The 26,693-nt window shown below is 39.7% G+C and carries 23 protein-coding genes; 11 read left to right on the top strand and 12 right to left on the bottom strand.

Annotated features, from left to right (window positions below; genetic code table 11):
• The first annotated feature begins 12 nt into the window (after positions 1 to 12).
• Positions 13 to 942, top strand: coding sequence for a DUF6929 family protein (locus tag HLV59_RS02965; protein ID WP_171429305.1), 930 nt, complete (start codon positions 13 to 15; stop codon positions 940 to 942).
• Between the two features lie 145 nt (positions 943 to 1,087).
• On the opposite strand, the gene HLV59_RS02970 is transcribed toward HLV59_RS02965, so the two are convergent.
• From HLV59_RS02970 to HLV59_RS02980, 3 genes are all read right to left on the bottom strand, one after another.
• Positions 1,088 to 1,669, bottom strand: a complete 582-nt coding sequence (locus HLV59_RS02970) for a dual specificity protein phosphatase family protein (protein WP_016143450.1) — start codon at positions 1,667 to 1,669, stop codon at positions 1,088 to 1,090.
• Positions 1,666 to 2,478, bottom strand: coding sequence for an MBL fold metallo-hydrolase (locus HLV59_RS02975; RefSeq protein ID WP_216606771.1), 813 nt, complete (start codon positions 2,476 to 2,478; stop codon positions 1,666 to 1,668). The genes HLV59_RS02970 and HLV59_RS02975 overlap by 4 nt, the downstream gene beginning before the upstream one ends.
• Positions 2,479 to 2,662: 184 nt before the next feature.
• Positions 2,663 to 3,304 carry a peroxiredoxin gene (locus tag HLV59_RS02980; RefSeq protein ID WP_171429307.1) on the bottom strand — a complete coding sequence of 214 codons (642 nt, stop codon included), beginning with the start codon at positions 3,302 to 3,304 and terminating at the stop codon, positions 2,663 to 2,665.
• A gap of 406 nt (positions 3,305 to 3,710) precedes the next feature.
• Here HLV59_RS02980 and secA point away from each other — a divergent pair, with 406 nt between their 5' ends.
• Both secA and HLV59_RS02990 read left to right on the top strand, forming a co-directional pair.
• A complete protein-coding gene (secA, locus tag HLV59_RS02985; RefSeq protein WP_171429308.1) occupies positions 3,711 to 6,431 on the top strand; it encodes a preprotein translocase subunit SecA in 2,721 nt (906 codons plus the stop codon).
• Between the two features lie 132 nt (positions 6,432 to 6,563).
• Positions 6,564 to 7,007, top strand: a complete 444-nt coding sequence (locus tag HLV59_RS02990) for a hypothetical protein (protein WP_064786025.1) — start codon at positions 6,564 to 6,566, stop codon at positions 7,005 to 7,007.
• Between the two features lie 66 nt (positions 7,008 to 7,073).
• Here HLV59_RS02990 and HLV59_RS02995 read toward each other — a convergent pair whose 3' ends face one another.
• Together HLV59_RS02995 and trhA are read right to left on the bottom strand one after the other, a co-directional pair.
• Positions 7,074 to 8,384, bottom strand: a complete 1,311-nt coding sequence (locus HLV59_RS02995) for an MFS transporter (RefSeq protein WP_016143091.1) — start codon at positions 8,382 to 8,384, stop codon at positions 7,074 to 7,076.
• Between the two features lie 132 nt (positions 8,385 to 8,516).
• The gene (trhA, locus tag HLV59_RS03000; RefSeq protein WP_016802594.1) at positions 8,517 to 9,158 is read right to left on the bottom strand and encodes a PAQR family membrane homeostasis protein TrhA; all 642 of its coding nucleotides are present in this window, start codon (positions 9,156 to 9,158) and stop codon (positions 8,517 to 8,519) included.
• A gap of 128 nt (positions 9,159 to 9,286) precedes the next feature.
• Here trhA and HLV59_RS03005 point away from each other — a divergent pair, with 128 nt between their 5' ends.
• On the top strand, positions 9,287 to 10,498 hold the full coding sequence (locus HLV59_RS03005) for a class I SAM-dependent methyltransferase (RefSeq protein ID WP_171429309.1): 1,212 nt from the start codon (positions 9,287 to 9,289) through the stop codon (positions 10,496 to 10,498).
• A 12-nt stretch (positions 10,499 to 10,510) separates the two neighbouring features.
• Positions 10,511 to 10,930 carry a GNAT family N-acetyltransferase gene (locus tag HLV59_RS03010; protein ID WP_171429310.1) on the top strand — a complete coding sequence of 140 codons (420 nt, stop codon included), beginning with the start codon at positions 10,511 to 10,513 and terminating at the stop codon, positions 10,928 to 10,930.
• A 30-nt stretch (positions 10,931 to 10,960) separates the two neighbouring features.
• Here HLV59_RS03010 and HLV59_RS03015 read toward each other — a convergent pair whose 3' ends face one another.
• The 5 genes from HLV59_RS03015 to HLV59_RS03035 form a co-directional block, all read right to left on the bottom strand.
• Positions 10,961 to 11,821 (bottom strand): patatin-like phospholipase family protein, encoded by an 861-nt coding sequence (locus HLV59_RS03015; protein WP_171429311.1) that lies wholly within the window; start codon positions 11,819 to 11,821, stop codon positions 10,961 to 10,963.
• A gap of 15 nt (positions 11,822 to 11,836) precedes the next feature.
• Positions 11,837 to 12,091, bottom strand: a complete 255-nt coding sequence (locus tag HLV59_RS03020) for a hypothetical protein (RefSeq protein ID WP_004789195.1) — start codon at positions 12,089 to 12,091, stop codon at positions 11,837 to 11,839.
• Positions 12,092 to 12,256: 165 nt separating this feature from the next.
• The gene (locus HLV59_RS03025) at positions 12,257 to 14,392 is read right to left on the bottom strand and encodes a 3-hydroxyacyl-CoA dehydrogenase NAD-binding domain-containing protein (RefSeq protein WP_171429312.1); all 2,136 of its coding nucleotides are present in this window, start codon (positions 14,390 to 14,392) and stop codon (positions 12,257 to 12,259) included.
• 18 nt (positions 14,393 to 14,410) lie between these two features.
• Positions 14,411 to 15,616 (bottom strand): acetyl-CoA C-acetyltransferase, encoded by a 1,206-nt coding sequence (locus tag HLV59_RS03030; protein WP_171429313.1) that lies wholly within the window; start codon positions 15,614 to 15,616, stop codon positions 14,411 to 14,413.
• 171 nt (positions 15,617 to 15,787) lie between these two features.
• Positions 15,788 to 16,798: an AraC family transcriptional regulator gene (locus HLV59_RS03035; RefSeq protein ID WP_002116561.1), complete on the bottom strand. Its 1,011-nt coding sequence runs from the start codon at positions 16,796 to 16,798 to the stop codon at positions 15,788 to 15,790.
• A gap of 210 nt (positions 16,799 to 17,008) precedes the next feature.
• Between HLV59_RS03035 and HLV59_RS03040 the strand changes: the two genes are divergently transcribed.
• The 6 genes from HLV59_RS03040 (at position 17,009) to HLV59_RS03065 (ending at position 24,819) form a co-directional block, all read left to right on the top strand.
• A complete protein-coding gene (locus HLV59_RS03040) occupies positions 17,009 to 18,127 on the top strand; it encodes a CaiB/BaiF CoA transferase family protein (protein ID WP_016143440.1) in 1,119 nt (372 codons plus the stop codon).
• Between the two features lie 155 nt (positions 18,128 to 18,282).
• Positions 18,283 to 19,515: a carbohydrate porin gene (locus HLV59_RS03045; protein WP_081033641.1), complete on the top strand. Its 1,233-nt coding sequence runs from the start codon at positions 18,283 to 18,285 to the stop codon at positions 19,513 to 19,515.
• Positions 19,516 to 19,689: 174 nt separating this feature from the next.
• Positions 19,690 to 22,095: a glucose/quinate/shikimate family membrane-bound PQQ-dependent dehydrogenase gene (locus tag HLV59_RS03050; RefSeq protein ID WP_171429314.1), complete on the top strand. Its 2,406-nt coding sequence runs from the start codon at positions 19,690 to 19,692 to the stop codon at positions 22,093 to 22,095.
• A gap of 165 nt (positions 22,096 to 22,260) precedes the next feature.
• The gene (locus tag HLV59_RS03055; RefSeq protein ID WP_057105102.1) at positions 22,261 to 23,904 is read left to right on the top strand and encodes a nitrite/sulfite reductase; all 1,644 of its coding nucleotides are present in this window, start codon (positions 22,261 to 22,263) and stop codon (positions 23,902 to 23,904) included.
• A complete protein-coding gene (locus HLV59_RS03060) occupies positions 23,897 to 24,382 on the top strand; it encodes a DUF934 domain-containing protein (RefSeq protein WP_171429315.1) in 486 nt (161 codons plus the stop codon). The genes HLV59_RS03055 and HLV59_RS03060 overlap by 8 nt, the downstream gene beginning before the upstream one ends.
• Before the next feature lie 83 nt (positions 24,383 to 24,465).
• A complete protein-coding gene (locus HLV59_RS03065) occupies positions 24,466 to 24,819 on the top strand; it encodes a DMT family transporter (protein ID WP_171429316.1) in 354 nt (117 codons plus the stop codon).
• A gap of 54 nt (positions 24,820 to 24,873) precedes the next feature.
• On the opposite strand, the gene HLV59_RS03070 is transcribed toward HLV59_RS03065, so the two are convergent.
• Together HLV59_RS03070 and HLV59_RS03075 are read right to left on the bottom strand one after the other, a co-directional pair.
• Positions 24,874 to 25,317 (bottom strand): VOC family protein, encoded by a 444-nt coding sequence (locus HLV59_RS03070; RefSeq protein ID WP_171429317.1) that lies wholly within the window; start codon positions 25,315 to 25,317, stop codon positions 24,874 to 24,876.
• A gap of 131 nt (positions 25,318 to 25,448) precedes the next feature.
• Positions 25,449 to 26,624 carry a thiolase family protein gene (locus tag HLV59_RS03075; protein WP_171429318.1) on the bottom strand — a complete coding sequence of 392 codons (1,176 nt, stop codon included), beginning with the start codon at positions 26,622 to 26,624 and terminating at the stop codon, positions 25,449 to 25,451.
• Positions 26,625 to 26,693: the final 69 nt, after the last annotated feature.

The following is a 26,693-nucleotide window of genomic DNA, read 5'->3' on the forward strand; positions in this document are numbered from 1 at the left end:
GGGGGCTTGAAGATGAATACAACGATCAAAATATTAGAAAAATTTGTTTTTGCACATGATTCAGTGATTAGCGCACTATCTGGAGTTGCTTGTGTGGGGGAGGATGTTTATTTTGTTGGTGATAATCTCCCTTATTTATTAAAAATCAATCGAACCCAGAACATGACCGATACAACGGTCTTTGAAAAAATCCCGTTATTTGATCCTTCAGAGCAAATACCGCTAAGTGCATTAAGCAAAGAACAGAAGCCGGATTTTGAAGCTTTAACTTGCATAGGTTGGGACGGACAATCACAGCTTTTGGTGATGGGCTCGGGTTCTACAGAAAATCGAAAACGAGCATTACTCTATAACCCTGTTAATGATCAGGTCAAAACTTTCTTGGAAGCGGTTGATTATGATTTTTTGCAGCATCAGGTTGAATTAACAGGCGGGGCTGATCTCAATATAGAAGCCATATGTTCAGACCATCGTTATCTCTATATTTTTCAACGTGGTAACATAAATCTCCATCATGGGGTTTTAGTCTTTGATCTAATCAAAATTCAAGCAGGGAAATCCTTAGCAAATGCACTTATACATTCGCTCAAACTGAGCTTAGCTGAGCTTGAAGGTTCAGCAAGCGGCATTTCAGATGCTTGTTTTTTAGCGGATAAAAATTTGATTGTTGCTACAGCTACAGTCGAACAAACACTCAATACCTATGATGACGGTGCTGTCTTAGGAAGTTTTATCTTGGTGTTTTCGCCTGATGGTAAAGCTTTAGCGACTCATTTGATTCAAGATGCGAAAGGACAGACACTGCCAATCAAAGTTGAAGGGATTACTTGGTTCGAGTCGAGATCTGATGGTGAAGTCTTTTTATTAGTGACAGACAGTGATGGTGGTGATTCTGAAATTTTGAAGATATTACTCAGCAACACCGCTTTGGGAAAATCATAAAGTTAAATCATATTTTTAATGATTATCTATCTTTAAATGTGTATTTTTGGATGTAATTGATAAGAATGAAAACAAGAAATAAGTTGGTGATTGAGCCAACTTATTTGCCTAATAATTGCATTTGCATACAAAAGCAATCCAGTCTTTAGCTAGAGGAATTCGACAGTTGCTGCTGAATCCATCTTACATTTTCAGGCGTAAATAAACGGTCAATATTCTTCCAAATAATATGATAGCCATAACCACCTTGCTTCATTTCTTTAACCGCATCATCAATTGCCCAATTTTCAAAAATAATGCGATACATGGCAACACTGGCGCCTGTACGATCTGAACCATGGTAGCAATGCAATAAAACGCGCTGATCATTCTGCTTGGCAATTTTGATTTGCTGCATGACTTCTAAGAGATCTTGTCGATCAATTGCCCAAGTGTTGATAGGAATATGCACAAGATTAAAATTTTCATTTTTAAAAACTAAACTATCTGCGTCTTTGGCTCTTAAATTAATAATGGTTCCAATTTGATTATTCTTTAATTCTGAAATCATTGCAGCATCAGGTTGTTCACTGCGATAAACATCATTACTAATTTGATAAAAATTATGAGTCTGAGAAACTAAGCTTCCCCAATCTTGTGGTCGATGCTCATGGGCAATACTTTCGTGCTGCATACACCCTTGTAAATTTATACAGATGACAAGTGTAAGGAGCGATAATTTTTTCATGTTTGATACCGTTTCAGCTCATCAGGGTCGTGAGCACAAATTATTTCAATCGTTGGTTCATGTTGAGCCAAATGCTGTAAGCGTTTGAGGTTAAAAATACGTTTTTCATTATCTTCTGCAAATGTTTTTTCCACCAAACCAAGTGATCTTAATTTATTTTTAGGGTTTAACTCTAGGTGTGAGTAGTAGGCATCTCCACAAAATAATAACCATTGATTTGGTTGCTTTATGGCAATACCGCAATGCCCAGCCGAATGTCCCAACAGTGGCACCATTAAAATTTCTTCTTGAAACAGCGGAAAACCTTTTACTTTTTCGAGGTTGAACCATGCTTCACCTTGTTGATATTCAACAAAGTTCCAATATCGATGATCTTTATATTGATTGGTTCGATAGCGAAGTTTTCCCTTAAAGTTTGGAAGTTGCGCAGCATTATATTCTGCTGCTAAAACATGAACTGTCGCATGAGGAAAATCTGAGATACCGCCAGCATGATCAAAATCAAGGTGAGTGACAAAGATATGCTGTACATCTTTGGGGCTAAATCCAAGCTTTTGGATTTGTTGGATCGCACTAAATTCAAGATTATGCTCAATATTGCCTAAGCGTTTAACTAATGAGCCTAGGCGCTGCTTCATATGTAAGTAATCTTGCAAGCCAAAGCCCGTATCGATAAGCACTAAGCCTCGATCAGTTTCAACTAAAAGACAATGACAGATTACCTCAGCTCGAAAGCCTTTTTGTCCAAATAAGGGGGCACAAACCGGACACATGCTGCCACACTTTAAATGATGAATTTTATAGATCATGATTTTTATTTTTTTACCGAATCGCTTCGAGTTATAACTGATCTGAGCAATAAAAACCATGATTATTCAATACATAAATAAAAAAGCCATCACTCTGGATGACTTTTTTGGGTGTGATATTTAAACAACTTCTGTCTACGCGCTTCGCTTGTCTTGCGCTTCGATTAAAGCCTTTTTAAAGGCTTTAATCTTGCTCAGGCTGTGGTGTGAGGCGTAAATAAGGTTTAACAGCCGTATAGCCTTTAGGGAAACGTTGTTTGATTTCTTCTTCATCTTTAAGTGATGGCACAATAACGACATCTTCACCTTGCTGCCAGTTCGCAGGTGTAGCAACTTTATGCTTATCTGTTAATTGTAAGGAATCAACAACACGTAAGACTTCATTAAAATTTCGGCCAGTCGAAGCAGGGTAGGTAATGATTAAGCGGACTTTTTTATTAGGATCGATAATCACTAATGAACGTACTGTCAGAGTTTCACTGGCGTTAGGGTGGATGAAACCATAGAGCTCAGATACTTTACGGTCTTTATCCGCAATGATTGGAAAGTTGACAGTTGTATTTTGTGTTTCATTAATATCGTTGATCCAGCCTTTGTGCGACTCTACATCGTCTACAGACAAAGCAATCGCTTTAACATTACGCTTCGTAAATTCATCTTTTAATTTTGCTGTATAACCTAACTCAGTTGTACATACCGGAGTATAGTCGGCTGGATGTGAAAATAAGATTCCCCAACTATCCCCTAAAAAATCATAAAACTTAATGCTGCCTTCACTCGATTCTTGTTGAAAATCGGGAGCAGTATCTCCTAATCGTAGTGTCATGATCTTTCCTCAATTGCTCATAATTTGTTATTCGATTGAATGAATATGCAGCATTTACTTTATGATTAAAATTATTGTTTTTATATTTTATTATGAACTTTTTATATAAGTGTAAATATATATGACTAAAACTCATTATTTTAAGTGCTTAATCAATGTAACTTTAAGGTAAATTTGCTAAATTAGATTTCTCGGAAGTTATGCTTAATCGATGAGCGTTAATGGTGTGTTTTTGGTGCTCGGCACATTAAGGGGAGATTAGATGAATGAAAAACCGTTCATCTAACTATCAGATTTTTTTTAGGGGTTTTGTGCAAACCCCTTGTACTTCAAATTTCTGGCACCATAATAAACGACTGAGAAAAAGTTTATTCATTTGACCAAGCAAGATTTAGAGAGTTTATCCATGTTGGCAAGTCTGATCGGAGGTATCTTCGGTACAAAAAATGAGCGTGAACTCAAACGCATGCGCAAAATTGTTGAGCAAATCAATGCGCTCGAGCCGACGATATCAGCTTTAAGCGATGCAGACTTATCTGCAAAAACTCCAGAATTCAAACAACGTTATAATAATGGCGAAAGTTTAGACAAATTACTTCCAGAAGCGTTTGCAGTTTGTCGTGAAGCTGCTAAGCGTGTGATGGGTATGCGTCACTATGACGTTCAGTTAATTGGTGGTATTACCTTACATGAAGGTAAGATTGCCGAGATGCGTACTGGTGAAGGTAAAACCCTTATGGGTACTCTAGCGTGTTATTTAAACGCTTTGAGTGGCCAAGGCGTACATGTCATTACTGTGAACGATTATTTGGCACAGCGTGATGCCGAGTTGAACCGCCCATTATTTGAGTTTTTGGGTCTATCAATTGGTACGATTTATTCAATGCAAGGTCCATCAGAAAAAGCGGAAGCTTATCTTGCAGATATTACTTACGGTACCAATAACGAATTCGGTTTTGACTACTTACGTGACAACATGGTGTTTTCTTTAGCAGAAAAGAAACAACGTGGTTTGCACTATGCCATTATCGATGAAGTTGACTCCATCTTGATTGATGAAGCACGTACACCATTAATTATTTCTGGTCAAAGTGAAGATTCTTCGCAACTTTATGCTGCAATCAATACGATTCCACCTAAATTACGTCCGCAAAAAGAAGAAAAAGTAGCAGACGGTGGTCATTTCTGGATTGACGAAAAACAACGTTCAGTTGAAATGACTGAGGTTGGCTATGAAGCTGTTGAACAAGAACTTATTCAGATGGGCTTGTTGGCCGAAGGCGAAAGCTTATATTCAGCAACAAACCTAAACCTTGTTCACCATGTATCTGCTGCTATTCGTGCGCATTTCCTGTTCCAACGTGATGTTCACTATATTATTCATGATGGTGAAGTCGTTATTGTTGATGAACATACAGGTCGTACGATGCCGGGTCGTCGTTGGTCAGAAGGTTTACATCAAGCTGTTGAAGCAAAAGAAGGCTTGGAAATTCAGCCTGAAAACCAAACGTTAGCGACAACAACATTCCAGAACTATTTCCGTCTCTATAAAAAGCTTTCAGGTATGACAGGTACGGCTGATACTGAAGCTGCGGAAATGAAAGAAATTTATGGCCTTGATGTTGTGATTATTCCAACTCACCGTCCAATGATTCGTAATGACCAAAACGATTTAATTTATTTAAACCGTAACGGCAAATATAACGCGATTATTCAAGAAATTATGAATATTCGTGGGCAGGGTGTTGCTCCAATTCTGATTGGTACAGCAACCATTGAAGCCAGCGAAATTTTATCTTCTAAGTTAATGCAAGCTGGTATTCACCACGAAGTGTTGAATGCAAAGCAGCATGAGCGTGAAGCTGACATTATTGCTCAGGCGGGTAGCCCGAACGCAGTAACGATTGCAACGAACATGGCTGGTCGTGGTACGGATATTATCTTGGGTGGTAACTGGAAAGCTAAGCTTGCCAAACTTGAAAACCCAACCGCAGAAGATGAAGCACATCTAAAAGCACAATGGGAACAAGACCACGAAGATGTATTGCAAGCTGGTGGTTTGCACATCATTGGTTCTGAACGCCATGAATCACGCCGTATTGACAACCAGTTACGTGGTCGTGCCGGTCGTCAAGGTGACCCTGGTGTTTCTCGTTTCTATTTGTCTCTTGAAGATGACCTGATGCGTATTTTCGCAGGCGACCGTGTCGTTGGTATGATGCGTGCGATGGGTTTGAAAGAAGACGAAGCAATTGAACATAAAATGGTGAGCCGTTCGATTGAGAATGCTCAGCGTAAAGTTGAAGCGCGTAACTTCGATATTCGTAAGAACTTATTGAAATACGATGACGTGAATAATGAACAGCGTAAGATCATTTATTCACAGCGTGATGAAGTATTAGCTGAAAACACCTTAAAAGACTACGTTGAAGAAATGCATCGTGAAGTGATGCAAGGCATGATTGCTAACTTTATACCACCAGAGTCAATTCATGACCAGTGGGATGTGGAAGGTTTAGAAAATGCTTTACGTATTGATTTAGGTATTGAGCTGCCAATTCAAGAATGGTTAGACCAAGATCGTCGTTTAGATGAAGAAGGTTTGGTTGAGCGTATTAGTGATGAAGTGATTGAGCGTTATCGTCAGCGCCGTGCTCAAATGGGTGATGAATCGGCAGCAATGCTTGAACGTCATTTCGTTTTAAACTCTCTTGATCGCCATTGGAAAGATCACTTAGCTGCCATGGATTATTTGCGTCAAGGTATTCACTTACGTGGCTATGCGCAAAAGAACCCTGAACAGGAATATAAGAAAGAAGCTTTCAATCTGTTTGTAAATATGCTGGGTATTATTAAAACTGATGTTGTGACTGATTTGTCTCGTGTACATATTCCAACACCAGAAGAGCTTGCAGAAATGGAAGCTCAACAACAGCAGCAAGCTGAATCAATGAAGCTTTCTTTTGAACATGATGATGTAGATGGTTTAACGGGTGAAGTTACACTTTCTCAAGAAACCATGAATGAATCTGCCGATCAGCAAGCTTTCCCTGTTCCAGAAAGCCGTAATGCACCATGCCCATGTGGTTCAGGATTAAAATATAAGCAATGTCACGGTAAGATCTAATCTGCCTTCACAAAAAAAAGCAGAACAATTGTTCTGCTTTTTTTATGTTTGTAGTAAGCCTGTGAATAATGTTTGCAGTTTTAAGCATTAAATGCTATTTACTTCTCATCCAGAGTGTATGTTGGAAAGACAATGAAAAAAGTATTACAACCTTTATTTTTAACTGTTCTTGCTGTACCAAGTTTTGTTTTTGCAGCAGAAGCAGCTTCAGCCCCTCAAACGACAACGGTTGACAAAGTACTTGCAGCAAAAGGCCCAACTTCGGCTCAAGCTGTAGTGAAGCAAGAAAATACTACAGTGATTAGTCCACGTACAGGTATTCGCTATACGTTGGGTAACACAGGTAATCGCCCAATTATTTTACAAACTACAGCGATTGCTCCAGCAAACTCAGCAAACATTAATCGAATTGTGGCAAGTAACCCAGCTCTCTCTGCAAAAAGCCAAGAAAAAGCAAAAGTTGCTTTAATCGGTGAAGCAGCAGTAGCAGGACCAGCAGCAGTTGCAGCAAGCAATGTAACAGCGCCAGTTGCAACAAATAGTGTTGCTCCAGCAAATCCTGCATCAATGAATTAATTCATTTACGTATAAAAAAGCCAGTTCAATTTGAACTGGCTTTTTTGTAGGGGTGTCTTTAAAACTTTAAATCTGATTATTTACATCATCATTTTTTGTTTCACGAATGAGTAAGAATGCGATAAGTGATAAAAGTGATGCAGCAGTCAGATAATAACCAACCGCATATAAACCATAAGTTTCAGCAAGTTTAGTCGCAATCAGTGGGGCAAACGATGCACCAAAAATACCAGCCAAGTTAAAAGTTAATGCTGAACCTGTATATCGAACTGAAGTTGGGAAAAGTTCAGAAAGAACTGTACCAATTGGACCATATGTTAAGCCCATAATTGCCAAGCCAGTACATAAGAAAAGGAAAACGATTAAAGTATTTCCAGACTCTAACATACTAGAGAAGAACAAGCCGAAAATCGCAGCAGCGATACAGACACCAATAGAAGTTGTTTTTCGACCAAATTTTTCTGCAAAAATAGCCGATAAAGGAATGAATGCGGCGAAGCAAAGTGTGGCAAAGAGTTGAAGTTCTAAGAATTCACCACGCGCATATCCAAGCTTTGTGGTTCCCCAGTTTAAAGCAAATACGGTAGTAAGATAGAACACGACAAAGGTACAAATGGCTGCAACTGTACCAAGAATAAGCTTACCTGTATGTTTGGTTAAGACTTCTTTAAATGGAATATTAACTTCTTTTTGCTTATCTAAAACCTTTTGGAAAGCTGGAGTTTCATGAAGTTTTAAACGGATATATAAGCCAACAATAACCAATACAGCACTGGCAATAAATGGAATACGCCAGCCCCATTGCATGAATGCTTGCTCAGGAATAACTGCACTTAATAATAAGAAAGAACCTGTGGCCAGAATAAAGCCGATTGGAGCACCTAGCTGCGGAAACATGCCGTACCATGCTCTTTTACCTTCTGGGGCATTTTCAGTCGCTAATAATACTGCGCCACTCCATTCACCACCTAAACCTAAGCCTTGTCCTAAACGACAAACAGCTAATAGTAATGGTGCGACAATCCCGATTTGGGCATAGGTGGGAAGTAAACCAATACATACGGTTGAAATACCCATGGTCAGTAAAGCTGCAACTAATGTGGCTTTACGACCAATACGGTCTCCTAGATGGCCAAATAATGCGGCACCGATAGGACGAGCAATAAAGGCAATTGCAAAGGTTGCCAGAGATTGTAAAACTGCGGCACTGCCACTACTAGCAGGGAAAAATAGGTGAGGAAAGATGATCACAGCAGCTGTTGCATAGATATAAAAGTCGAAGAACTCAATAGTTGTACCGACTAAGCTTGCAAACAAAACTCGTGTTTTTGAATTAGTGGCTACTACAGGAGCAGCAGTCGCAGAGGTTGACTCCATATAAGTCCTTATATCCGTTAAAATTTATTTTTAATGACTACTCTTTTTAAAGACGTATTTTTCTCAAAGAATAGCGTGAAAGAACATCATCCATGACTCTTTCAGGATCACTGAATATGAGTGAAAAATGGACTAAACTACGTACCAATAGATTGCAAGAAAATGTGCCCCTGCACCTAAAAGCACAAAAATATGCCAGATCGCATGGGTATATCTTACCTTTTTTAACGCGTAAAACAATGCTCCAACCGTATAAGCTAATCCGCCAATAATTAACAAAATCAACGCGTCTTTACTCAGATAGGTGCGCATATCATCCATAACAAAAACAGCAAGCCAACCCATAAGAACATAAGCAAGTAGCGAAATTTTCTGAAAACGATGAATAAAAACTAACTTGAAAAGTGTACCAATTGCAGCAATGCTCCAGAGAGCAATAAGTAAAATATGAGCTTTTTGCGTAGGTATAGCAATGCTTAAGAACGGGGTATATGTTCCCGCAATTAAATAATAAATAGCAGTGTGGTCGAGTTTTTTATACCAGTAGCGTAGGTTTTGTGTTTGAGCAAAATGATAGAGTGTAGAACTGGTAAAAACTAAAATTAGACTAAATGAGTATACCCATAAACCTATCCACTGAGCGGTTGAAAGATAAGATCCCTTTATAATTAAAAAGATAGAAGCTACAACAGCCATAACAACGCCAGCACCATGACTATAGGCATTAAATAGTTCTTCTTTTGGATCGTAAGTTTCCAACACAGATTTACTCATAACTTTAATTTTTTTGATTAAAAATACAAATGTATAGAAATACAAAACAGTCGTAAAGTTATTTTATTTTTAATCCTAGACCCTTTAAACTTCTATTTTATATGAGTCTTCATTTTTCAGGTATATCCGTGTCGGTTTTCTCCTTTGAGCAAGAACAGCAATTCTTTCATGAAATCAAGCAAATGCTTGACCAACAAGCTTTTGAGCGTTTGATCTTGAGCCAATATAAGGGAGAGTTGGCGCAGCTTGAAAAAATTACTTTCCGCGTTGTAGAGCTACATGGTCAAAAACAGCTTTCAGCTCTATATCATCACACGACCCAAGATGTGACTAAAAACTATTCATTTCAAGAAGGTTTGCAACAGATTGAGCAATTAATCACCCAGTGTAAGCAAGGAAACTTATTTTCGACTACTCAAGAAATTCAACTTAAAAAAAATAAGAAAAAAGCCATATTAAATATGGGCAAAAAGCAGGCAGTAAATACGACACAAACGGTTCAGGCGCATGACCGTGAAAAGCAGCGCTATGTACAGCAGGGGAATGCATTTTTAAAAGAGCTGGGTATTACTGATGAAAAAGCTCAGGTCATTCCAAGCATGGCTCGTAAATGGAAACAGATTAATAAATTTATCGAAATTTTTGCGAGTGCCTATGAACAGATTGATGCGTCTCAACAAGAGTTACGTATTGTCGATTTTGGATCAGGTAAAGGTTATTTAACTTTTGCATTGTATGATTATCTGCAACAACAACAGAAAACACCATTAATTACTGGTGTAGAGCTACGCCGTAATTTGGTGGAGTTTTGCCAGAACGTTGCAGACAAAGTTCATTTCAATCATTTAGACTTTTTTGAAGGTGATGTTCGTAGTTATCAACCGGAAAAGCTGGATGTTATGATTGCCTTACACGCATGTGATATTGCGACTGACTTTGCTATTCATACTGGAATTCGTTTAAACGCTTCGATGATTATGTGCGCACCATGTTGCCACAAAGAGTTACGTCCACAATTACATAGTCCGGAAGTTTTACAACCAATGCTACAGTTTGGTATTCATGCTGGACAACAAGCCGAGATGCTGACTGATACTTTACGTGCGTTACTTTTAAAAGCTTATGGTTATGAAACCAAAGTTTTTGAGTTTGTATCGCTTGAACATACCAGCAAAAATAAAATGATTTTGGCGACAAAACGCAAAAACGTTTCACAACCTGACGCCAAGATTATGGCTCAAATCCAAGCATTGAAAGAAATGTACGGAATTAAAAAACAAACGTTGGAATTGTTATTGCAAGATCAGTTGCCGATCGAAAATATCGGCTGTAAGTGCTAGGAAGGTGAATGGATGTATAAAATTGTAGAGGGTGGTTGGGAACAGCTTGGGCAAGATGCCAAATACATCCGTGAACAAGTGTTTATTCAAGAACAGGGAATTGCACCTGAAGATGAATGGGACGACTTGGATACCACAGTTCTACATTTTATTGTCTATGACAAAGAGCAGCCTATTGCTACAGCACGTTTGTTGCCACAGCATAGCGTAGGGCGTGTTGCTGTTTTAATGTCTTATCGAAAGCAAGGTATAGGTAAAATTTTAATGCAGCATATTATTGAATATGCGCGTCATTATAAATTGCCTTACTTAAAGCTTTCAGCACAAACCTATGTAACAGCCTTTTATGAAGCTTTAGGTTTTCACGTGCAAGGCGAGGTTTACCAAGACTGTGGCATTCCACATATTGATATGGTTTTGAAGTTAAATTGAGACTTCTTTTTTAGAAGTCTCAATTTAGATTTATTTCATTGCATTCCAACTTTCGATGGCCTGTAAGCCAGTCTCTAAACCAACTTCATAACTGTAGCGAAGCTTTTTCGGATTGGTAGTTAAACGGCCAGCCATATTTTTAAGTGGCGGTGGACACACTTCTAAAATTTGTTGGTCTGGATTTTCACCACGAACAAAATCTACTGAAGCGTTATAACGAGCACAACGGCTACGTAAGCTATTTGCAAAACCATAATGATGTTTAAAAGCATATTTTGCGAGGAATTGATCACCTCGACTACTTGCCTTGAAGTAGTTTTTCGGGCGAGTGCGTAAAACTAACAGTTTTTTGACGCCACTTTGCTGAGCCGTCCAGCGAACGGGTAAGGCATCTGCAACACCACCATCAAAATAAGGTTCACCCATAATATCAACAGGATGACGCGTTAAAACTGGAATTGAGCTAGAAGCACGAAGTGCATTGAGTAAATTATCTTTACCTGCACGAAGATATTCCGCATGTCCAGTTCTGGCATGGGTCAATACCATATAAAAATCTGGATTTTTGGCAAAAAGACTTTGTTGATCAAGTGGGTGCTCTTGCTCACCAATTTCCCACATCCATTTTAAATCAAGTAAATCACCGCCTTTAAAAAAGCGTTTGTAATCGATGAATTCAGGACGAAGTGAGTGATCAACATAAAACGTTAGAGTGCGGCCTTGCTGGCCTGCCAAGTAGTTAGCCACATTAGTCGAACCAGACGATACACCAACGTATAAGTCAAAAGGATTGAACTGTTGTTGTAAAAATGAGTCAAGTACACCACTGGTAAAGGCACCACGCATGCCTCCACCCTCTACAACCAGTGCGTTGCGGGAAAAATCTGTCATTTGAAAAATATCTAATTACTGAGTTGAGTGCTTATGTTCTTGCATATCCATTTCAGGCATATCGTCATGTTGAGCGTGTTGTTCTGTAGAGTGTTCAGCTTTTTGCTGCATTTGCTCTTGTTGTGCTTTGCGCTGTGCTCCTGGCATATAGTCAGGTTCATTACTCATCGCTAAATAGAAAAAGCCAAGGAAAATCGCACTTAAAACACCAACGATCAGAACAAATTTCCAGCCTAGAACTGCTGACTCGGAAGAATTTTTATCGGACATAAGGATTTCTCGAATGTGCTGTAGAAGCACAAAAATGAAGTCTATTTATAGCATATTTAGGCCGGTGGCAGGAATCTTAAAGGTCATAAAGAAAAACCCATATAAATAAGATATATTTATATGGGTAAGGTTTATGCAGTTTTTTAAATATTCAATAAGACTAAGTTACTGAATATTTTGTTTCTTCTCAGCTTTGGTTTTTAGTAAAGCTGGCGGTGTAAAACGTTCACCATATTTGGCAGCTAATTCTTCTGCGCGTTTTTGTGCTTTATCAGTGTCATATTGATTTAGGAATTGAATTGCTCCACCCGTCCAAGGTGCATAACCAATCCCAAAGATAGAACCGACATTGGCATCAATTACAGACTCTAACACACCTTCTTCATAACAACGTAAGGTATCTAGTGCCTGTACAAACAGAATGCGATCAATCATATCTTGTTCAGAAATATCATGATCTTTTTGCCAACGGTTCAAGCCTTCCCAAAGGTGCTTTTTACCATTTTCAGGATATTCATAGAAACCAGCTCCAGCTGCTTTACCTTTACGGTTTAACTCATGAATCATGGTGTGAACCACTTCATCTACAGAAGTTTTAGGTAGCTCTTTGCCTTCAGCTTGTAGAGCCTTGCGTGCTTCACTGGCAACATGCTCGGTTAAGGTTAAAGACACTTCATCTTGAATAGCGAGTGGGCCAACTGGCATGCCAGCTTTAAGGGCAGCCATTTCAATACGTGCTGGGTGGACGCCCTCTGCAAGCAAACGCATACCTTCTTGAATGAACGTACCAAATACACGACTGGTAAAGAAACCTCGGCTATCATTGACAACAATCGGTGTTTTTCCAATTTGTTGTACAAAATCATAGGCCTTAGCAAGAGTTTCACTTGAGGTATTTTTACCTTTAATAATCTCGACCAACTGCATTTTGTCGACAGGGCTAAAAAAGTGTAGGCCGATAAAAGCTTTATCATCCTTACTTGCTTGCGCTAAACCTGTAATTGGCAGGGTTGAGGTGTTTGATGCCATTACACCGTTAGGTGCTAGATATTGCTCGGCTTCTTGAGTGACTTTAGCTTTGAGTTCTTGATTCTCAAATACGGCTTCAATAATTAAATCACAATCTTGTAAGTCTGCAGCAGAAGCTGTAGCCGTGATGAGCGATAAAACCTGATCACGTTTTTCTGCCGTCATGCGGCCTTGTGAAACACGTTTATCTAAGAGCTTTTGTGAGTAAGCTTTGCCTTTCTCTGCATTTTCAACAGATACATCTTTAAGTACAACTGGAATGCCTTTAATGGCTGTTGAATAAGCAATGCCTGCACCCATCATGCCTGCACCCAGCACACCAACTTTAGTGGCTTGCCATTTTGCAACGTCGGCAGGGCGGCTTGCACCAGACTTAATTGCATTTAAACCATGCCAGAAAGTGCCGATCATATTTTTAGAAATTTGGCCTGTTGTAAGCTGAGTAAAGTAGCGAGACTCAATACGCAGTGCAGTATCTACATCGACTTGAGCGCCCTCAACTGCGGCAGCCATAATCGCTTCAGGGGCAGGGTAACAACCTTTAGTTTTGTCTCTTAACATGGCTGGCGCAATTGCAAGAATTTGTGCAACTGCTGGCGTTTTTGGATCGCCACCCGGAATTTTATAACCCTTCACATCAAAAGGCTGTTGAGATTTTGGATTGGCTTTGATCCAAGCAATTGCTTTATCTAAAAGTTCTTTTTCATTTTCGACAGTGTCATGAATTAAGCCTAAAGATTTTGCTTTATCAACACCAAACTGTTTACCTTCCATTAAAAATGGGAACGCGTTTTGAAGCCCCAGTAGACGTACCATACGTACAATACCGCCGCCGCCTGGTAACAAACCTAAAGTGACTTCTGGTAGGCCAAATTTGCTTTTCGAGTCATTAATTGCAATACGGTGATGGCAACTTAATGCGATTTCCCAACCACCGCCAAGTGCTGTGCCGTTTAATGCTGCAACGACTGGAATGCCTAACGTTTCAATTGTACGTAAATGACCTTTTAGCTTTTCAACCATATTGAAAAAGTCAGTCGCATGTTCCGGTTGAACTTGAATTAGCTCATCTAGGTCACCGCCTGCAAAGAAAGTTTTCTTAGCTGAGCGGAAAATAACACCTGAAAGTTCTGTTTCTGCTTTAAGTTTCTGAGTTGCCTCATCGAGCGAGTCACGAAACTCGGCATTCATGGTGTTCGCAGATTGACCAGTTGAATCAAGCGTTAAAATGACAATATTGTCGGCATTTTTTTCGTATTGAATTGCACTCATCTTTTATATCCCTAATTTTTATACGCGTTCAATAATGGTGGCAATACCCATCCCACCGCCAACACAGAGCGTCGCTAAACCGCGCTTTTTATCTTGTCGTTCAAGCTCATCAAGTAAAGTGCCTAAAATCATGGCACCTGTTGCTCCTAATGGATGACCTAAAGCAATCGCACCACCATTTACATTGACCTTTTCAGCAGGGACGTTGAGTTCATTAATAAAACGCATAACAACTGCCGCAAATGCTTCATTGACTTCAAATAGGTCAATATCATCAATCGTAAGCCCAGCTTTTTCTAAAGCTTTACGTGCAGCAGGAGCAGGGCCAGTCAACATAATGGTTGGGTCAGTACCAATTAGTGCAGTCGCCAAAACTTTAGCGCGTGGTTTTAAATTTTGTTCTTTTACCGCTTTTTCAGAAGCTAATAAAACTACAGCTGCTCCATCAACAATACCTGATGAGTTACCTGCGTGATGAACATGATTTACTTTTTGTGCTTCTGGATATTTTTGCAAAGCGACTGCATCAAAGCCCATTTGCCCCATCATTTCAAAACTTGGGTTGAGTTTTGTTAGCCCTTCGAGTGTGGTATTGCCTTTAATAAATTCATCTTTTTCTAAAATCACCACACCTGCGTGGTCTTTGACTGGCACAACTGATTGATCAAAATATCCATTTGCCTGAGCTGCTGCCGCTTTTTGTTGTGACTTCACAGCGAAATTATCAACATCTTCACGGCTATAACCATCTAAGGTAGCAATGAGGTCGGCTCCAATGCCTTGTGGAACAAATGATGACTTAAGGTTGGTTTCCGGATCTAAGGCCCACGGTCCGCCATCGGAACCCATAGGAATGCGTGACATTGATTCAACGCCACCAGCAACCACTAAATCTTCCCAACCAGAGCGGACTTTCATGGCTGCCATGTTGACTGCTTCTAAACCTGATGCACAAAAGCGATTGATTTGCACCCCAGCAACATCATCGTTCCAACCTGCTGCAATCGCTGCTGTTTTAGCAATATCACCACCTTGGTCGCCAATTGGTGTGACACAGCCTAAAACAATATCATCGACTTTAGAGGTATCGAGTTGATGGCGCTGCTGTAATTCATTTAATAAGGTAGTGAGTAAGGTAATTGGTTTTACTTCGTAAAGAGAGCCATCTTTTTTTCCTTTTCCGCGTGGGGTGCGAATGGCATCAATAATATAAGCCTCGCTCATAACAGTTCCTTTTTTATTACTTAAACTTTAGTTGTGTTTTGAGTGTACTGGTTTTGAAAGGCAACGCAATGACGATAAGCGCACCAGTCAGGTGATGATTTTTGCCAATAGAAATACAAAAAAGCCCAAGTTGAACTTGGGCTAAATGTGAAACTTAAATAGATTTAAGTATTAATGGTAACCGTGTAATTGACGATATAAGCCTGGAGTTACACCCGTCCACTTTTTAAATGCGCGGTGGAAGGTACTCGTTTCACTAAAACCAACTTGTTGAGCGACATCTTCAAGTGTTAATTCAGGATTGAGTAATAAGTGAATTGCAGCATCTCGACGTAAGGCATCTTTTACGCCTTGATAGCTTTTACCTTCAGCAGCCAAGCGGCGACGTAAGGTCTGAGGAGATAGATACAACATTGATGCAACGTCATTAAGCGTTGGCATTTCTTCACCAATTTGGCTTTTGAGCACTTCACGAATACGAGAAGTTAGCGAATTGGTATTTTTGAATTTTACTAAAAGCTGAGCAGGTGCTGCTTTTAAGAACTCTTCTAGCGTTTTTTCATCTTGGCGGATTGGCAAATCAAGATAATCAGCCGCAAAGGTAATTTCCGTACGCGGTGCATCAAACTGCATGACTGGTGCAAAAAATAATGCATCATATTCATCTGCATGGGCAGGACGTGGATAGCTAAAATGAACACGCTCTAATGGCAAACGACGTTCAATTAACCATGATGCTAGACCGTGCCAAATCATGAGCATACTTTCAGTAATGAAATGATCTGGATCTAAAGTTTTTGGAATGAGGGGAACGAGACGTGCTTCATGCTTGTCACGTTCTAGCGTTACAGACCATTCATCGCCAAATAATTTGTAGAATTGAGATGATAGTTCAAGGGCTTGGCCCAATGTTTTTGCATGAATAATCAACTGACACATAATGGCAAAAGTGCCCAGACGACGTGGTTGTACGTCAAATCCAACGTGTTCATCCTGTGTGACCATCCACAACATTTTTATAAAACGAGTGTATTGTTCTGGTGAGATTCGAGCTTTAGGTTGACGTAATAGTTCCGCTTCAATACCCACATGTGAAAGGAGCATTTCAACATCCATGCCAAGGCGTTTTACGCCTGTCAAAGCCGCATTCACGAAGTGGATGCTAATCGTATCGCGACTCATATTGAATCCTTCAGTCTCTTTGATGTTCACTTTAAATTGACCTAAATGACCGTCTAAAAAAATAAATTGGCGATTTACAACAGAGTAAAAGCACTTTTTACATGTTAAATTGCCGAAATGATCAAGGTAAATGGCTGAACATGACATTGTTTTAGTATATTTGCTTAACTAATATAAAAGAAAATTCGAATAATAGTGGTTAAAAATACGATGACAACAGCATTAAATGGACTTAAAGTTCTCGATTTCTCGACGCTCTTACCAGGACCTTTTGCGACAATGTATCTGGCTGATATGGGAGCAGAAGTCATCCATATCGAATCTCCATCACGTCCTGATTTAATCCGAATCATGCCACCATACGCAAATGGTCAAGCAACGGCACATAGCTATCTAAACCGAAATAAACAGTCGATTGTTCTCGATTTAAAAGATAAAGCGAGTATTGATCTGATTAAAGCCAAAATTTCTGAGTTTGATATTGTCATTGAGCAGTTCCGACCTGATGTGATGCGCCGTCTCGGATTAGACTACGCGACACTTGCCGAAATTAACCCACGTCTCATTTATTGTTCAATTACAGGATATGGACAGACAGGGAGCTATAAAGACAGAGCTGGGCATGATATTAACTATTTAGCTTTAGCTGGTATTGCTGGATATAGTGGCCGACAAGACAGTGGTCCGCCACCGCTCGGTATTCAAGTTGCAGACATTGCAGGTGGTTCACTGCATGCTGTCATTGCAATTTTAGCGGCGGTTGTCGAACGCGGACGTAGTGGAATGGGACAATATATTGATATTTCCATGACCGATTGTGTTGCTAGCCTAAACAGTATGGCCGCATCAGCGACACTTGCTGCACAGGTTGAACAGGCACCAGAGCATGGCATGCTTAATGGCGGTATTTTTTATGACTATTATATGACTCAAGATGGTCGTTATCTTTCAATAGGTAGTCTTGAGCCACAATTTATGTCTGGTTTATCAATGGCTCTTGATTTGCCTTTATTATTACAAAAAGGCGCTTCGTTGGATGTAGAAGACCGACAGGAAGTTAAACAAGCGATTCAAGAGAAAATTAAAACGAAATCATTTAAAGAATGGCACGAAATTTTTACAAATCTTGATGTGTGTGTAGAACCTGTTTTAAGTCTAACTGAGTCGTTAAATTCGCCTTTAGCACAAGAACGTGGATGGATTGTGGATGTACCTTTGCAAAATAATACAGCGGATACAGAACCACAATTGGCTTGTCCAATTAAGTTTTCAAGATCGAAAATGAGATATTCCTTTATAGGTCAAAAGCTTGGTGAAGGGCAGTGGTAAAGAGTCGAGGATATTTTTCATACAATGTGTATTAAGATTATTATTAGATTAATCAATCGATTAACATTTTGAATAATTTCTTTACATAAAATTAGCGTACCCTTTATAAACAAAGACATAAAAGGTATGTAAACATGAAAACACATAAATCCTTGATGGCTTCCTGTTTATCCGTTTTATCAATTACTCTTTTTATACAGCATGCACAAGCTGCTGCTGCATTCGACCCAAATAGTCCTTGGATGTTGGGTGATTGGAACGGTCAACGCACTGCGTTACAAGCACAAGGTTATGATTTTTCTTTTGGATATACCGGCGAATATGCCGGTATTTTAGATTCAAAAAATACATCTACGCATGGTAGTGCTTATACGGGGCAACTAGCACTAGGAACTCATTTTGACCTAAATAAAATTTTAGGTTGGCAAGACACTGAAGCTCAAATCACATTAACTTATCGTGATGGGCAGTCGCTTTCTGAACATTCACCAGCTTTAGCAGGGCACTTAAGCTCGGCACAAGAGGTGTGGGGGCGTGAGCAAACTTGGCGTTTAACAGATTTATGGATTAAGAAAAAATTCATGGATCAAAAATTAGACGTTAAAGTCGGTCGTTTTGGTGAAGGTGAAGACTTTAATAGTTTTGATTGTGATTTCCAGAACTTGGCGCTTTGTGGTTCGCAAGTCGGTAACTGGGTGGGCGATCAGTGGTATAACTGGCCAGTAAGTCAATGGGCAATGCGTGTTAAATATAACTTGCAACCTGACTTATATACGCAAGTTGGTGTATATGAATACAACCCAGAAAATCTGGAACGAGGCAAAGGTTTTAACTTAAGTACTGATGGTTCTCACGGTGCGATTATTCCTGCTGAAGTAGTTTGGTCACCTAAATTAGGCGCTCAAAGTATGGCGGGTGAATACCGTTTAGGTTATTACTACAGTACTGCTGATGCCAAAGAAATTGCAGATGAAACCAAAAACTCCCATAAACAAGGGGTGTGGGTAACTGCAAAACAAAAATTATTCCAGCCTGCTGATCAAACAGATCGCGGTTTGACAGGTTTTGTCAACCTGACTTTCCACGACTCTGATACCAACAAAATTGATAACATGCAAAATGTAGGCTTGGTCTATAAAGGTTTGCTCAATCAACGTCCTCAAGATGAGTTGGCACTTGGTGTGGCTCGTATCCATATCAATGATGATTGGAACGATGTTCAAAATAAAGAATATGACACTGAATACAATACCGAGCTTTACTACGGTATTCATGCCACTAACTGGTTAACTATTCGTCCAAATGTGCAATATGTTCGTCATGTTGGTGCATTAAAAAATGGTGATAACACTTGGGTTGGCGGTATTAAATTCTCAACTGCATTCTAAGCGTAATTATTCCGAAAAACGGATTGTCGAGGGCTAACTCATTGATTGAAGTATCCTGACCTTCCGTTTTTTCTTGATGCCTGAATTTGTTTTAGATGTATTGGTGATGCCATTTTTCTATAAGGTTCTTGGCACATCTTTCCTATAAAAATGATGATTGATAAGAGGTGGTTTATGAATCAACCTACTTCAAGATCAGGTTTAACGACTTTTACCGTAATTATTATTGGGTTACTGGCGTTATTCCTGTTAATTGGAGGTATTTGGCTCGCTACACTAGGCGGTTCAATTTACTACATTATAGCTGGTATATTACTTCTCATTGTTGCATGGCAACTCTATAAGCGTGCTTCTACTGCTTTGTGGGTTTATGCTGCATTAATGCTAGGTACCATTATCTGGAGTGTCTGGGAAGTTGGAACAGACTTTTGGGCGCTTGCTCCACGTTTAGATATTTTAGGTATTCTTGGTTTATGGTTATTGGTTCCGGCTGTAACTCGTGGAATCAACAACCTTGGATCAAGTAAAGTTGCCTTATCTTCAACTTTAGCAATTGCAATCGTGTTGATGGTTTATTCTATCTTCAATGATCCGCAAGAAATTAATGGAGAAATCAAAACTCCTCAACCAGAAACTGCTCAAGCCGTACCTGGTGTTGCTGAGAGTGATTGGCCTGCATATGGTCGTACTCAAGCAGGTGTGCGTTATTCTCCATTGAAACAGATCAATGACCAAAACGTAAAAGACTTGAAAGTTGCTTGGACTTTACGTACTGGCGATCTTAAGACAGATAACGACTCTGGTGAAACGACCAATCAGGTTACACCGATTAAAATCGGTAATAACATGTTTATCTGTACAGCTCACCAGCAGTTAATTGCGATCGATCCTGCGACTGGTAAAGAAAAATGGCGTTTTGATCCGAAACTTAAAACGGATAAATCGTTCCAGCATTTAACTTGTCGTGGTGTGATGTACTACGATGCAAACAATACAACTGAGTTTGCAACGAGTCTTCAAAGCAAGAAATCTAGCTCTACACAATGTCCGCGTAAGGTTTTTGTTCCGGTCAATGATGGGCGCTTAGTGGCTGTAAATGCTGACACTGGTAAAGCATGTACTGACTTTGGTCAAAATGGTGAAGTGAACTTGCAAGAGTTTATGCCATATGCTTATCCAGGCGGTTACAACCCGACATCTCCTGGTATCGTGACTGGTTCAACAGTTGTTATTGCAGGTTCTGTAACAGACAACTACTCAAGTAAAGAGCCATCTGGTGTAATTCGTGGCTATGACGTTAACACTGGTAAACTTCTTTGGGTATTTGATACTGGCGCAGCAGATCCAAATGCAATGCCGGGTGAAGGAACTACTTTTGTTCATAACTCGCCAAACGCGTGGGCACCTTTAGCATATGACTCAAAACTTGATATCGTTTATGTACCAACAGGTGTAGGTACACCCGACATCTGGGGTGGTGACCGTACTGAGCTGAAAGAGCGTTATGCAAACTCAATGTTAGCGATTAATGCATCTACTGGTAAATTAGTGTGGAACTTCCAGACAACCCATCATGATTTATGGGATATGGACGTACCATCACAACCATCTTTAGCTGATATCAAAAACAAAGCTGGTCAAACTGTTCCGGCAATCTATGTATTGACGAAAACAGGTAATGCCTTTGTTCTTGATCGTCGTAATGGTCAACCAATTGTTCCTGTAACTGAGAAACCAGTTCCACAAACAGTTAAACGTGGACCACAAACTAAAGGCGAGTATTATTCAAAAACTCAGCCATTCTCTGACTTGAACTTGGCGCCACAAGACAAATTGACTGATAAAGATATGTGGGGTGCCACTATGCTTGATCAGCTCATGTGTCGTGTATCTTTCAAACGTCTAAATTACGATGGTATTTATACGCCACCATCTGAAAACGGTACTTTAGTTTTCCCTGGTAACTTAGGTGTATTTGAATGGGGCGGTATGTCAGTTAACCCTGATCGTCAGGTTGCTGTAATGAACCCGATTGGTCTGCCATTCGTAAGTCGTTTAATTCCTGCCGATCCAAACCGTGCGCAAACTGCAAAAGGTGCGGGAACTGAGCAGGGCGTACAACCAATGTACGGCGTACCGTATGGTGTTGAAATTAGCGCATTCTTATCTCCGCTTGGTTTACCTTGTAAACAACCGGCTTGGGGATATGTAGCTGGCGTTGATTTGAAAACTCATGAAGTGGTATGGAAAAAACGTATTGGTACAATTCGTGACAGCTTACCGAACTTGTTCCAGTTACCAGCCGTGAAAATTGGTGTGCCTGGCTTAGGTGGTTCAATTTCTACTGCAGGTAATGTCATGTTTGTTGGTGCAACTCAAGATAATTACATTCGTGCGTTTAACGTTACTAATGGTGAAAAACTTTGGGAAGCGCGTTTACCAGCAGGTGGACAAGCGACACCAATGACTTATGAAATCAATGGTAAGCAATATGTTGTGATCATGGCTGGTGGTCATGGTTCATTTGGTACGAAAATGGGCGACTATTTAGTGGCTTATGCCTTACCAGATAACAAATAAAAAGCATTTATAGAAAGGGCCTGGATTTATCCGGGCTTTTTTATGTCGATTTATATTAAAGCTTATCAATAAAACCGTTATTAAATATGCAAAAAAAGCATTTTATTGATGAATAAAAGCTCGCTATGCTATCCGCCTTAATAATGAATCTACTAGCCATACGCCATGTATTTATATACCGATTTCGACCAGCAACTGGTTAATGAACGAGTTGCTCAGTTCCGTGATCAAACAGAACGCTATTTAGCTGGCAAACTTTCTGAAGACGAATATCGTCCATTACGTTTGCAAAATGGTTTATATGTGCAACGCTATGCGCCTATGCTGCGTATTGCTGTGCCGTATGGCTTAATGAATTCTAAACAATTACGTAAAGTTGCTGAAGTTTCAACTGCTTATGACCGTGGCTATGCACACGTATCTACACGTCAGAACATTCAGTTAAACTGGCCAGCTCTTGAAGATGTACCAGAAATTTTAGCTGAACTTGCAACGGTGCAAATGCATGCCATTCAAACCAGTGGTAACTGTATTCGTAACACAACGACTGACCAATATGCAGGTGTGGTTGCAGGTGAAATTGCAGACCCACGTCCAACATGTGAATTGATTCGTCAGTGGAGTACATTCCACCCAGAGTTTGCATTCTTACCACGTAAGTTCAAAATTGCTGTTTCTGCACTTGAAGAAAAAGATCGTGCGGCGACTGCATTCCACGATATTGGTGTTTATATCGTACGTAATGAAGCGGGTGAAATCGGCTATAAAATTATGGCGGGTGGTGGTTTAGGCCGTACCCCAATCATTGGTAGTGTCATTCGCGAGTTTTTACCACGTGAAGATTTAATTGCTTACTTAGAAGCAGTTCTCCGTGTTTATAACTTGCATGGCCGTCGTGATAACAAATATAAAGCGCGTATCAAAATTCTTGTTAAAGCATTAACTCCTGAAGTGTTTGCACAGAAAGTTGAAGCTGAATTCGAACATACACGTGAAGCATTGAAAATTCAGCCAGAAATCTTGAAAAAACTGGATGAAGAATTCACTCCGTTTGATTATCAAGATTTAGAAGATGAAGACTTCACAGCTTTATTTGCTGAGCATCCAAAATTCAAACAATGGTTCAATATCAACACGCATGCACATAAAGTAAAGGGCTATCGAATTGTTACGATTTCTCTAAAACGTGCAGGTATCGCACCGGGTGATATGACCACTGAAGAAATGAACTTTATTGCAGATCTTGCTGATAAATATACTTTCGGTGAACTTCGCACCACTCATGAACAAAACATTGCTTTGGCAGATGTGCCTCAAAAAGATTTGTTCGATGTATGGCAAGCGCTTGAACAACAAAATATGGCGCGTGCACATATTGGTTTTATTACCGATATCATTAGTTGCCCGGGCGGTGATTTCTGTTCACTTGCAAATGCGAAATCAATTCCAATTGCTGAAGCAATTACACGTCGTTTTGATGACTTAGACAAAGTCTATGATCTTGGTCATTTAGATCTAAATATTTCTGGTTGTATGAATGCTTGTGGTCACCACCACGTTGGTAACATCGGTATTTTAGGTGTAGATAAAAAAGGTGCTGAGTTTTACCAAATTACATTAGGTGGTAATTCAGACCATGATGCATCAATCGGTGATATCTTAGGGCCATCATTTGCAGCAGATGCTGTGCCTGATGTCATCGAAGAAGTATTGAATACTTACCTTGATCTACGTACTGAAGGTGAGCGTTTTGTTGATACATATCGCCGTGTAGGAATTCAACCATTTAAGGAGCGTGCATATGCTTAATACAGCTCTACCAGTGCTTTATAAAGATGGCACGATTGCAGATAATACTTATCAAATCATTGCTGAAGATGGTGTTGTTCCACAAGGTGACGTTGTTATAACAACAGCTCAACTCGATCAATTAGCTAATATTCAAGGCAAAAAAGCTTTGTATGTGACTGTGAATGATTCACCTGAAGAGCACGCATTTCCATTAAATGAACTTGATGCAATTTTCATTGAGTTTGCAGGTTTTGGTGATGGGCGTGGTTATTCGTTCGCTGCACTATTACGTCGCCAACGTTTCAAAGGTGAATTGCGTGCAACTGGCGATGTATTTAAGGATGTCTTAAATTACTTAAAACGTTCAGGTTTTGATAGTTTTGTGATTAAAGAAGGTAAAGATGTGCAAGAAGCGGCAGCTGGTTTGCAAGACTTTACCAACCCATATCAAGCTTCAACGGCCGTACAGCAAGCAAGTTATCAAACTGGTGCTTAATATAGTTTTAAAATATAGAAGGCTGAACTCCGGTTCAGCTTTTTTTATGAATAATTTTCACATGATTCAACTGAAGAATAATAATGTTAGGTTTAATTTCAAAAATAAATCCCGGTGCTTGGTGGTTACTGTTTGCTATAGCAACAGATGTTCTTTCAACATTTTATTCTGCTAAGGGGGATGGTTTAGTCAATAAAACAGCTCAGGGCATTGCTCTGGTTTTGTATATTATTTCTTTTGCATGTGCTGCTATTGCTTTGAAGTATATGCAAGCTGGAATCTTGTATGTGCTTTGGTCTGGAATAGGTGTATTAGCGACGGCTTTTTTAGCAAAGATTTTTCTTGGTCAAAATATTGATATTGCTGGGTGGATAGGAATCGGCTTTATTACGGTTGGTTTAATGATTATTGCGCAATATTCCAATATCGATGTTTAAAGCCCTTATAGAAATACTAAGTATCTCTATAAGGGTAGTTAGATATTGAAAACATTAAGTATCAAGTTGACAGTTAACCATCCACTTTATACCGAACTGATCGGTAAAAGCGCCGTACAGTGCACCCCAGAAAGTTTTTTCTAGAGGCATTTCAATTTGACCATTAACAGATAGGGCATCAAAAAGTTGTTTTGCTTTTTCTTGCTCATCTTTTTCAAGATTGATCGAGATATAGTGATTATTTCCTTGGGTAAAAACACTGTTAGGGACACAGAACTGATCATTTGTATCTGAAGCCATAAGCACAGTGTACTCATTAATTGGTAGAGAAACATGAAGAACCAGATTTTTGTCGGCTTCCGATAATGTCACACCTTCAGGCGCGGGCATATCTCCATAACGGCTCAACATGGCGAATTCACCGCCAAATACTGATTTATAAAAATTAAAGGCTTGCTCTGCCTGACCTTGGAAATTGAGATAGTGATTGAGTTGCATTGTTATTGTCCATTGTTGTTTTCGTTTAAAGGAATAAGTTAAAACTTAAAAGTGATTTTGTGGGTCATTTTTTGTAGTTTTTTCATAAAAAAAATCCCACCGAAGTGGGATTTTAAAATAATGAATTTGGATTAAATGAGTTCAATTGCAACGGCTGTTGCCTCACCACCACCAATACAGAGTGCAGCAATACCTTTTTTACCGCCAGTACGTTTCAGCGCATGAATAAGAGTAAGAATAATACGAGAACCCGTAGAACCTACAGGGTGACCTAGAGCACAAGCACCACCATTGATATTTACTTTCTCTGCATTAAGTTTGAAATCATCAATTGGACACATAGTAACCATAGCAAAAGCTTCGTTAATTTCCCAAAGATCGACGTCTTGAGCATTCCATCCCGCTTTTTTAAGCACTTTTTCGATAGCACCAACTGGAGCGATCGTAAATTCTGAAGGATGCTGAGAGTTTGAAGCTGTCGCGATAATTTTTGCAAGCGGTTGTAAGCCGCGTTGCGTAGCAACATCACTTGAAGTTAATACTAATGCAGACGCGCCATCCGAAATAGAGCTTGCATTCGCTGCGGTAATTGTACCGTCTTTTGCAAAAGCTGGTTTAAGAGAAGGAATTTTGTCAATCTTGGCATTTAAAGGTTGTTCATCTTGATCAACAACGACATCACCTTTACGACTAGGTACGGTAACTGGAACGATTTCATCTTTGAAATAGCCTTCAGTAATTGCTGTTTGAGCACGTTTCAAAGAGCGAATCGCAAAGTCATCCATTTGTTCACGTGTATAGCCACGAGTATTTGCCATATCTTGAGCAAACGAACCCATTAAACGGCCGGTTTCTGCATCTTCAAGTCCATCAAAGAACATATGATCTTTAATTTCACCATGTCCCATGCGGTAGCCAGCTCGTGCTTTTGGTAAAACATAAGGTGCATTTGTCATAGACTCCATGCCGCCAGCAACAACAACTTCAGCACTACCTGCTTTAATCATATCAGCGGCTTGCATAACAGCTTTCATGCCAGAACCACAAAGCTTGTTAATCGTTACTGCACCTGTAGAGTCTGGTAAGCCAGCTTTGCGCATCGCTTGACGTGCTGGACCTTGTTTTAAACCAGCAGGAAGGACACAACCCATAATGACTTCTTCGACATCAGTAGGTTGTAAACCTGCTCGTGCGATTGCTTCTTTAATCGTTACAGCACCTAATTCAGGTGCTGTAAGTCCTGATAATGATCCTTGAAAACCACCCATGGCAGTACGAGCACCATTCACAATTACGATGTCAGTCATTGTTGTAATCTCCGATTGTTCTTAATCTCAAAATAAGAAATGTTTAAAACCTAGGCAGTATATTGCAAA

This window comes from Acinetobacter lactucae (assembly GCF_013122135.1).
Classification (GTDB): domain Bacteria; phylum Pseudomonadota; class Gammaproteobacteria; order Pseudomonadales; family Moraxellaceae; genus Acinetobacter; species Acinetobacter lactucae.